Source organism: Bradyrhizobium sp. Leo114, from assembly GCF_055229415.2.
This window is the reverse complement of record NZ_JBUYEN020000018.1, coordinates 171,332-178,878: the sequence shown is the minus strand read 5'-3', so window position 1 is coordinate 178,878 and position 7,547 is coordinate 171,332. Positions and strand designations below refer to the sequence as shown.

The window sequence follows — 7,547 nt, the reverse complement described above, 5'->3', positions numbered from 1 at the left end:
GGTCGGGAAGATCCCAGCGGTGCTGGTGCCGCCATAGGCATAGACCCCGTTGCCGCCGGACGAGGCGGAGGAGGGCGCCGTCAGCGCGCCGCTCGAGACGGCGTTGGTGAAGAAATTGCTGGTCGCTACATACGCGCCGTTTGTGTGGTAGGACGCGACATAGGTGGTGTTGGCGGTGATCGAGACCGGCGTCGCCAAGGTCACGGTCTGCCAGCCGCTTGCGGTGGTGTTGGTGAAGGTGGCGCTGGCAAGCTTGGTGCCGGTCGAGCTCCACAGGTCGAGGAGATCGGTGCCGGTATCGCCGGGACTGCGGTAGAATTTGAGCGCGGTGATCTGGCCGGCAGTGGACGAGGTGAACTTCACTCCGACCTCGAGCGCGGAGCCATCGTTCAAACTGGTCTGCGTCGGGGTGTTCGACGCGGTGAACAGGCTCACCGTCGTGGACGTCGTGGTCACGGCGATATTGAAGGTCTCACTGGCAGAGAGGCCGGCCGGATCGGTGGCCGAAACCTGGACGCCAAGGGTGCCGACATTGGCCGATGCCGGCGTGCCGCTGAACGTCTGCGTCGCCGCGTTGAACGTCAGCCATGAGGGGAGCGCCGCGCCGTTCAGGCCGGTTGCCGAATAGGTGAGGGCACCGCCATCGGGATCGTTGAAGGTGCCAGCCAGCGTCAGCGAGAAGGCCGAGCCGACGACCGCATTCTGGTTGGCGGTCTGGGTCACCAGCACCGGCGGCGTCTCGGTCGTCGAGCCGGTATCGTTAAGGACGACATCGACCCAGTAGTTGTCGCCAGAGGCAGGGATATTAGTGGGGAAGATACTCCCTGAGGAATAGGCGAAAACGCCATTCAGACCGTTAGCCGTTGCGGACAGAGATCCGTTTGTCGGATTTTGGAGCGTGTCGAAATAGTAAGGCGTATCTGAGTATTGGCCATTGGTCATGTGGTACGAGGCGACATAGGTCGTGCCTGCAACAATGTTCACAGGACTGGAGAAGCTGACCTGCTGCCAGCCACTGGCGGTCTCGTTGGTGGACGTGGCGGTCGCCAGCAGTGTGCCGCTGGCGCTCCAAAGATCAACCACATGGGCGCCGGTGTTCAGGGACCCCTTATAGAAGCGGATCCCGGTGATTTGGCCGTTGGTACTTGACGTGAACTTGAGACCGACTTCCACGCCGTGTGGGTCACTTACATCAGCCGTAGCAGGCGTGGCGCTCGAGCCGAACAGGTTGAGGGACGTGGACGGTGAAACCGTGTACGACACGCCGGAACCCGGTGTCTCGAGATTTAGGCTGTCATCGACCGCTCGGGTTTCGATACTGTACGACCCCTTGGCCGGCGCATTGAAAGTGTAGGTCCAATTGACTGTTTGCGTGCCAACTTGACCGCTCGTCACGTGCCACGTCTTTCCACCGTCGGTCGAAATCTGAACGCCGCCAATCACGCCGCCGACGTCAGTCGCGGTACCGCTTACGGTCACGGTTTGGCCTTCGATCACGGACGAGGATGACACGCTGGTGATCTTGGACGTTGGCGCGGTGTGATCGGTCGACTGGCTCGCGATCACCAGACTTGCCTGCAGCGTCTGCGGCTGGACGCCCATGTCCGCAAACAGATTCACCATCGCCTGTTGGACGTTCGGATCGGCGTTTGTCTGATTGCCGTCCGGCGAAGAATCGTGCTGGTTTGACAGGCCCCATGACCAAAAGACGGTGCCCGCCCCAAACACCAGCGCGCCGCTGGTGGGATCACGGTACTCGACCAGATTGTGGGTTGCGGTACCGCTTGTGTCGACGTTCCCGAACTCCGTATTGAACGCCGACGATTCCTGGACCGTCGTCGAAGAGAGGTCGATCAGGCCGGCAGGCATGAAGCCGTTATCAGGAGAGGAGTCCCATTCATATCCTAGCAGGCCGCTTTCCAGCGAAGCTGTCTGGCCGGGTGTCGTGGCCGCGACGCTTGTGTTGCGCCAGAAACGCAACTGGGTCATGCTGTAGGGAATCTTGATGGTCCCAAGACTCCCGCTCTCGTCAACCGAGAACACCGTTCCCGTCAGCGCATTGGACGGCATGGCGGCACCGCCCCAATTGGTGGGGGCCTCAAAGGTGCCCGTCCCCTGCCCGCTAGGGTTGATCAATTGCTCAAAGTGGCTGTCCTTGTAGGTGACCAGTGTGCGATTGGCTGTCTTGCTACTGTCTATGCTCGGTGTGAACTGGGTTTGCCAGAAGATCTCGTTGCCGCTGAGGAACGTGAGGTTGACGCCCGCGTTTGCCGCGGCCTGAACATTCGCGACCTGGCTGTCGGTCCAATATTCGTCGTGTCCGGCATCCATGAACACCTTGTGGTTGAGCAGCAACGCGCCATTGGTCGCTGTATCCATGCCGGAAATGTAGCTTACGTTGTAGCCGTTTTCTTCCAGCCAGTAGATTGCGGGGTATTCGCCTGTAAACACACTATCATCTGAATTTGCGTACAGACCTACTCCATCCCGGGTCATGATCGGGCGGTTGTAACTGACCGCGTAGGCCGCGCCGCCCTGGGAAGGACCGTTGCCTCCATATAGGCTGGCGCCGCCCCAACCGTTGTAAGCCTGCCAGGTCTCATCAGACGTCTGAAAGACGATGTCGCTTGTGGAGTTGGGATCCTTGACGACGAACGGAATCTGGAAAACTTGAGTGCCTTGGACGACGTTGGCGACATAAACGCCTGATACGGCCGTGGTCGGAATGGACCATGAATCAGTGACGCTCCAATTGCCGGCGTCGACCTCTCCGGTCGCCGGGTTCGTGGTCGGGGCCGGCTGGACCGGGGCCGTGCCCTGATGTTGCAGCGTGGTCACCAGACGGGCGCCGTTTCCTCCGTAGTACCCAAGTCGATAAATCTGGATTTGATAGTTCGAGCTGCCCGTCAGATCATCGATCTTGAACTGCACCGTGTCGCCTATATTGGTGCTGATCGCGGTCGTGAATCCCTCGAGGTTAGTCGAATCGGCACCTGGATTGACCCACCAGGTGCTCCTCGGCGTGCCCGGCAACTGGTTTTCCTGCACGATCGGATTCGTGCCAGAGGGATCGGCGACAACGGTGCCGCCATGCCCGTCGGTATTCAGAGTCCAGGTCGAATCCTTTCCAGAAAACAACAAGGAGACGGTGCTAGAACCGTTGCTGAAGTTCACTTTGCTGGTGTTTGAGGTCACGTCGTACTGAACAGACGTCGACATCGACGAGGTGAACGCAAGGTCCTTCAGATCGATGAGCTGGCCCGCCGCAAGCGCCGCCCCCGGCGACGAGCTTGCGATCAGGCCCTGGAACTGCGCCGAATGATCGAGGACGAGCTCACCATTTGCCGCGTCGAAAGATACGGTTATCCCCGAAAATGACCGCTTTGTCAGTCGTCCGGAAACAGCACCTCCGATCTCGAGAACCGCCTGGTCTGAGATGTGCAGCGATCCGGTGCCGTTGACGTTGCCCTTGATATCTACGGTGGAAATTTGGTTTCCATCGGACGGGCCGGCTCGGATGATTCCGGCATCGACGACGCTGCCTTCGACGGTGAAGAGCGTGCCGGGATTGCTCGACAGAGTCACGCCTGCATGGACGACCAGGTTATTTATGTCGACGCTGCTCGTGCTCGTGACGGTATAAGCTCGAGTCGCATCCATCACCACGTTATTGGCAACTCCAGGGACACCGGTAGTCCAGTTCGTCGCGACATTCCAGGATCCGCCGCCCGGATTGCTCCAGTGGGCGATCGTGCTCGGAGCGAAGTTCGCCAAGTTGTCCGGCAACATTCGACTCATCATCAGGTCTTGCTTCGGCTCGCTCGCCGTTTCGGACGCCGGCGGGTTGAACTCCGCCTCTGAGTTGGCCGTTGTCGTCGCCGCCTCGGGCAACGTCGTCGCGAGCAGATCGCTCGGCGGCGGGTCCGCTGTAAGGCTGCCGGTATTCGCAGGAGTGCTCGAACCGACAGGAGGGTCGGATGGGGACGCATTCGTCCCCGGTGAACCGGTCGGGTCTGTTGTGGCCGACTGCGCCAGGGTTGCGGACGACGCGCCGACCATGTTGCTCGGCGCAAGAGCCGCCTCCAACGGATGCGTGCCAGAGGGATCGGCGACAACGGTGCCGCCATGCCCGTCGCTATTCAGAGTCCAGGTCGAATGCTGTCCGGAAAATAGCAAGGAGATGGCGGTAGAACCGTTGCTGAAGTTTACTTTGCTGGTGTTTGAGGTGACGTCGTACTGAACAGACGTCGACATCGACGAGGTGAACGCAAGGTCCTTCAGATCGATGAGCTGACCCGCCGCAAGCGCCGCCCCCGGCGACGAGCTTGTGATCAGGCCCTGGAACTGCGCCGAATCATCGAGGACGAGTTCACCATTTGCCGCGTCGAAAGATACGATGATCCCGGAAAACGACCCCTTTGTCAGTTGTCCGGAAACAGCACCTCCGATCTCGAGGACTGCCTGGTCTGAAATGTGCAACGATCCGGTGCCGTGGACGTTGCCTTTGATATCTACGGTGGAAATTTGGTTTCCATCGGACGGGCCGGCTCGGATGATTCCGTTATCGGCTACGCTGCCTTCGACGGTGAAGAGCGTGCCCGGATTGCTCGACAAATTCACGCCTGAATGGACGACCAGGTTGTTTATGTCGACGCTGCTCGCGCTCGTGACGGTATAAGCTCGAGCCGCATCCATCACCACGTTATTGGCACGCCCAGGGACACCGGTAGTCCAGTTCGTCGCGGCGTTCCAGGACCCGCCGCCCGGATTGCTCCAGTGGGCGATCGTGCTCGGAGGGAGGTTGGCCAAGTTGTCGGGCACCGTTCGAGCCATCATCAGGTCTTGCTTCGGCTCGCTCGCCGTTTCGGACGCCGGCGGATTGAACTCCGCCTCTGAGTTGGCCGTCGTCGCCGCCTCGGGCAACGTCGTCGCGAGCAGATCACTCGGCGGCGGGTCCGCTGTAAGGCTGCCGGTATCCGCAGGAGTGCTCGAACCGACAGGAGGGCCGGATGGGGTCGCATTCGAAGTCTGCGTCGAGTTCACGGAAGAAAGCCCGGCCTCTGGCGGCAGAGGAACAGGGAGTGGCTCCCCAGACAAAAGGCTCGGCGTCTGTGTCAGCATGGCAATCACCCTCGAACAATCGATTTAGTATTCGGAGTGACACAGTTTTAAATGTTTAATTCGTTTAATTTAGACGTCAATTAAATATTTAAAATTTATTAATCACAAAAATGGGACGACGTTAGAGACAGGTAAGGCCTGGATCAGGGATGAATTTTCGCGCGATGGAGTGGTCGGACTGTCGCTAACGCTCCTGGTGTTTGCAGCAAAAGCCCGTCGCGGCCGCATCGAGCCTCCTGTCTCGCCATTGTTTCGTTATCATTTGAATATCACACCAACCTGCAACCAGACCGTGTCGAGCACGCGGACACCCGCGAATTCGTTGATTTTGCTGGTTCGTTTGGTCTTTGTCGCATTTGTTACGTTTTCATGAGGTCGCTTGTTCTGCGAAACTGGCGCGGCGGTGGTCCAGCTTTCGGTCGCCAGTCAACGGCAGTACCTGTCAAAACGTCTCGGTAATCTTGCTCAGGCGAGGGGGGCGATCCGGGTCAAATCCGCACGCGCGCGCCGTCTGCTCGATCATCCGATAGGCTGGAACGAGCATGGTGATCGGGTCGGTTGCGGGGTCATCCTCGGCGAGCCAGGGCAGCGAGCCATGCGGTCCGCCGCATAGATGCAGCGCGATCTTCTGTGCGCGCAATTCTTCTGCCAGCGCGTCCACCGTGGCCGCCGTTTCATCCATGAGGCGCATCATGATAACCGGCGTGCGCGATGATAACGCGGCCCGCGGCCCATGCTGCAGCTCGGCGGCGCTCAGACCCATGGAAGGCAGGCGCAGGATTTCCGAAAGTTTGAGCGCGATCTCCCGCGCCGAGCCCAGGCCCAGGCCCCGCGCCGCCACAAACACGGCCGACGCTTTGGCGAGATCATCGGCAATCCCGGACCAGTCGAGCGCCAGCGCGCGGTGCAGGCGCTCGGGCAGCCTGTCGAGGGCTGACCGCAGCGCACGATCTTCCGCCAGCTCGGCAACAAGTCCGGCGCTGGCGGCCATCGAGCCGATCACGGTCTTGGTCGCCGCTACGGAGTGTTCTTTGCCGGCTTCGATCGGAATCACGAACTCCGCTGCGTCAGCCACCGGCGACGACGTCGCATTGACGATGGCGACGGTGCGGGCGCCCGCTGATCGCGCCGACCTGGTCGCCGCGACAAGATCCGGGCTGCGCCCGGATTGCGAGATTACGACGAACAGCGCATCGCGCAGCATCAAGGGCGTACGAAATGCCGTGATCACCGAAGGAGCGCTGGCGGAAACGGGCAGGCGAAGCCGCGTCTCGACAAGGTATCTTAGGAAAACCCCCGCATGCCCGGAGCTTCCCCGGCCGCACACAACGCACAGGGGCGCGGAGCCAATCCCAATTCGCTGCGCGATGTCGCGCGTGGCGGGGCGGTTACGAACAATCTTGGCGACGACATCCGCGCTTTCCCCGATTTCGCTCGCCATCGCGGATGTTGTCACGGGTCAATCTCTCCGCCTTGCTTGCGCGCCGCTGCTCCCTTGGGATGCCGGTCACCATCCTTGTTACGATCCTTGTCACTATCCTTGGCGAGCTCGGCAAACACGTGCCGAAGGTTGCCGTCACAGTTTTTCAGAATGGTCTCGGCATCAACCCTGTCGACACCCAACGCCAGAAGGCTAGCCGTCTTGATGTCTCCCTCGGCCTGCTCGAGCGAGCGTGCCGCGTGGGACGGATCACATTGCGCGATTTGCGCCACCATGGCCTCGGCGCGCCGCTTCAGCTTGGCATTGGTCGGCTGCATGTTCACCATCATGCCGCGATACACCCGGCCAAGGCGCAGCATGATCCCTGAAGAGATCAGGTTCAGCACAACCTTCTGCGCGGTGCCCGCCTTCATCCGCGTCGAGCCAGCGATCAGCTCGCAGCCGGTCTCGATCAAGATCGGAAACTTTGCCGATGCCAGCAGTGCGGTGCCGGGATTGTTGGCGACGCCGATCGTCACGGCACCGAAAGAGCCTGCCTGCTGCAGCGCCGCGACCGTGAATGGTGTTGTCCCGCTGGCGGCAACGGCGATCACCACGTCGTGCGGTGTGAGCCGCGCGGCATTGATTTGCGTGACCGCATCATCGACATCATCCTCCGCGCCCTCGACGCTGGTGACGAACGCGCTGTCTCCGCCGGCGACGATGAAGCGGACGCGCTCGTTGGGCCAGGCGAAGGTCGGCAGCAACTCGGCGCCGTCCTGGACCGCCACGCGGCCCGAGGTGCCGGCGCCGACATATACAATGCGTCCGTGATCGCCCAGCGCCGCCTTGGCCGCTTCGGTCGCCGCAGTGATCGCGGGGAGGGCATGGCCGATCGCCGCGACTGCCGCAAGCTGGCCCTCCCACATCGCTTCCATCGCTGACGTCAGCGACCATGCATCAAGATCGGCAAAGCGGGGATCGACTTCTTCGGTGGCCATATAGT

At 61.0% G+C, this 7,547-nt stretch carries 3 protein-coding genes; all 3 read right to left on the bottom strand.

All coding sequences use genetic code 11. From position 1 onward, the window contains the following. A partial coding sequence (locus ACZIRK_RS22995) for a DUF4082 domain-containing protein (RefSeq protein ID WP_463328146.1) occupies nt 1-5,121 on the bottom strand: 5,121 nt, incomplete at its 3' end. Nucleotides 5,122-5,563: 442 nt separating this feature from the next. Beyond that, nucleotides 5,564-6,577 (bottom strand): SIS domain-containing protein, encoded by a 1,014-nt coding sequence (locus ACZIRK_RS22990; protein WP_474418530.1) that lies wholly within the window; start codon nt 6,575-6,577, stop codon nt 5,564-5,566. After that, a complete protein-coding gene (locus tag ACZIRK_RS22985; RefSeq protein WP_130223324.1) occupies nt 6,574-7,542 on the bottom strand; it encodes an N-acetylmuramic acid 6-phosphate etherase in 969 nt (322 codons plus the stop codon). The genes ACZIRK_RS22990 and ACZIRK_RS22985 overlap by 4 nt, the downstream gene beginning before the upstream one ends. Nucleotides 7,543-7,547: the final 5 nt, after the last annotated feature.

Bases quoted from the DNA above. Each gene is read 5' to 3' on its own strand.
- ACZIRK_RS22985 (WP_130223324.1), bottom strand. From the start codon at position 7,542: ATGGCCACCGAAGAAGTCGATCCCCGCTTTGCCGATCTTGATGCATGG.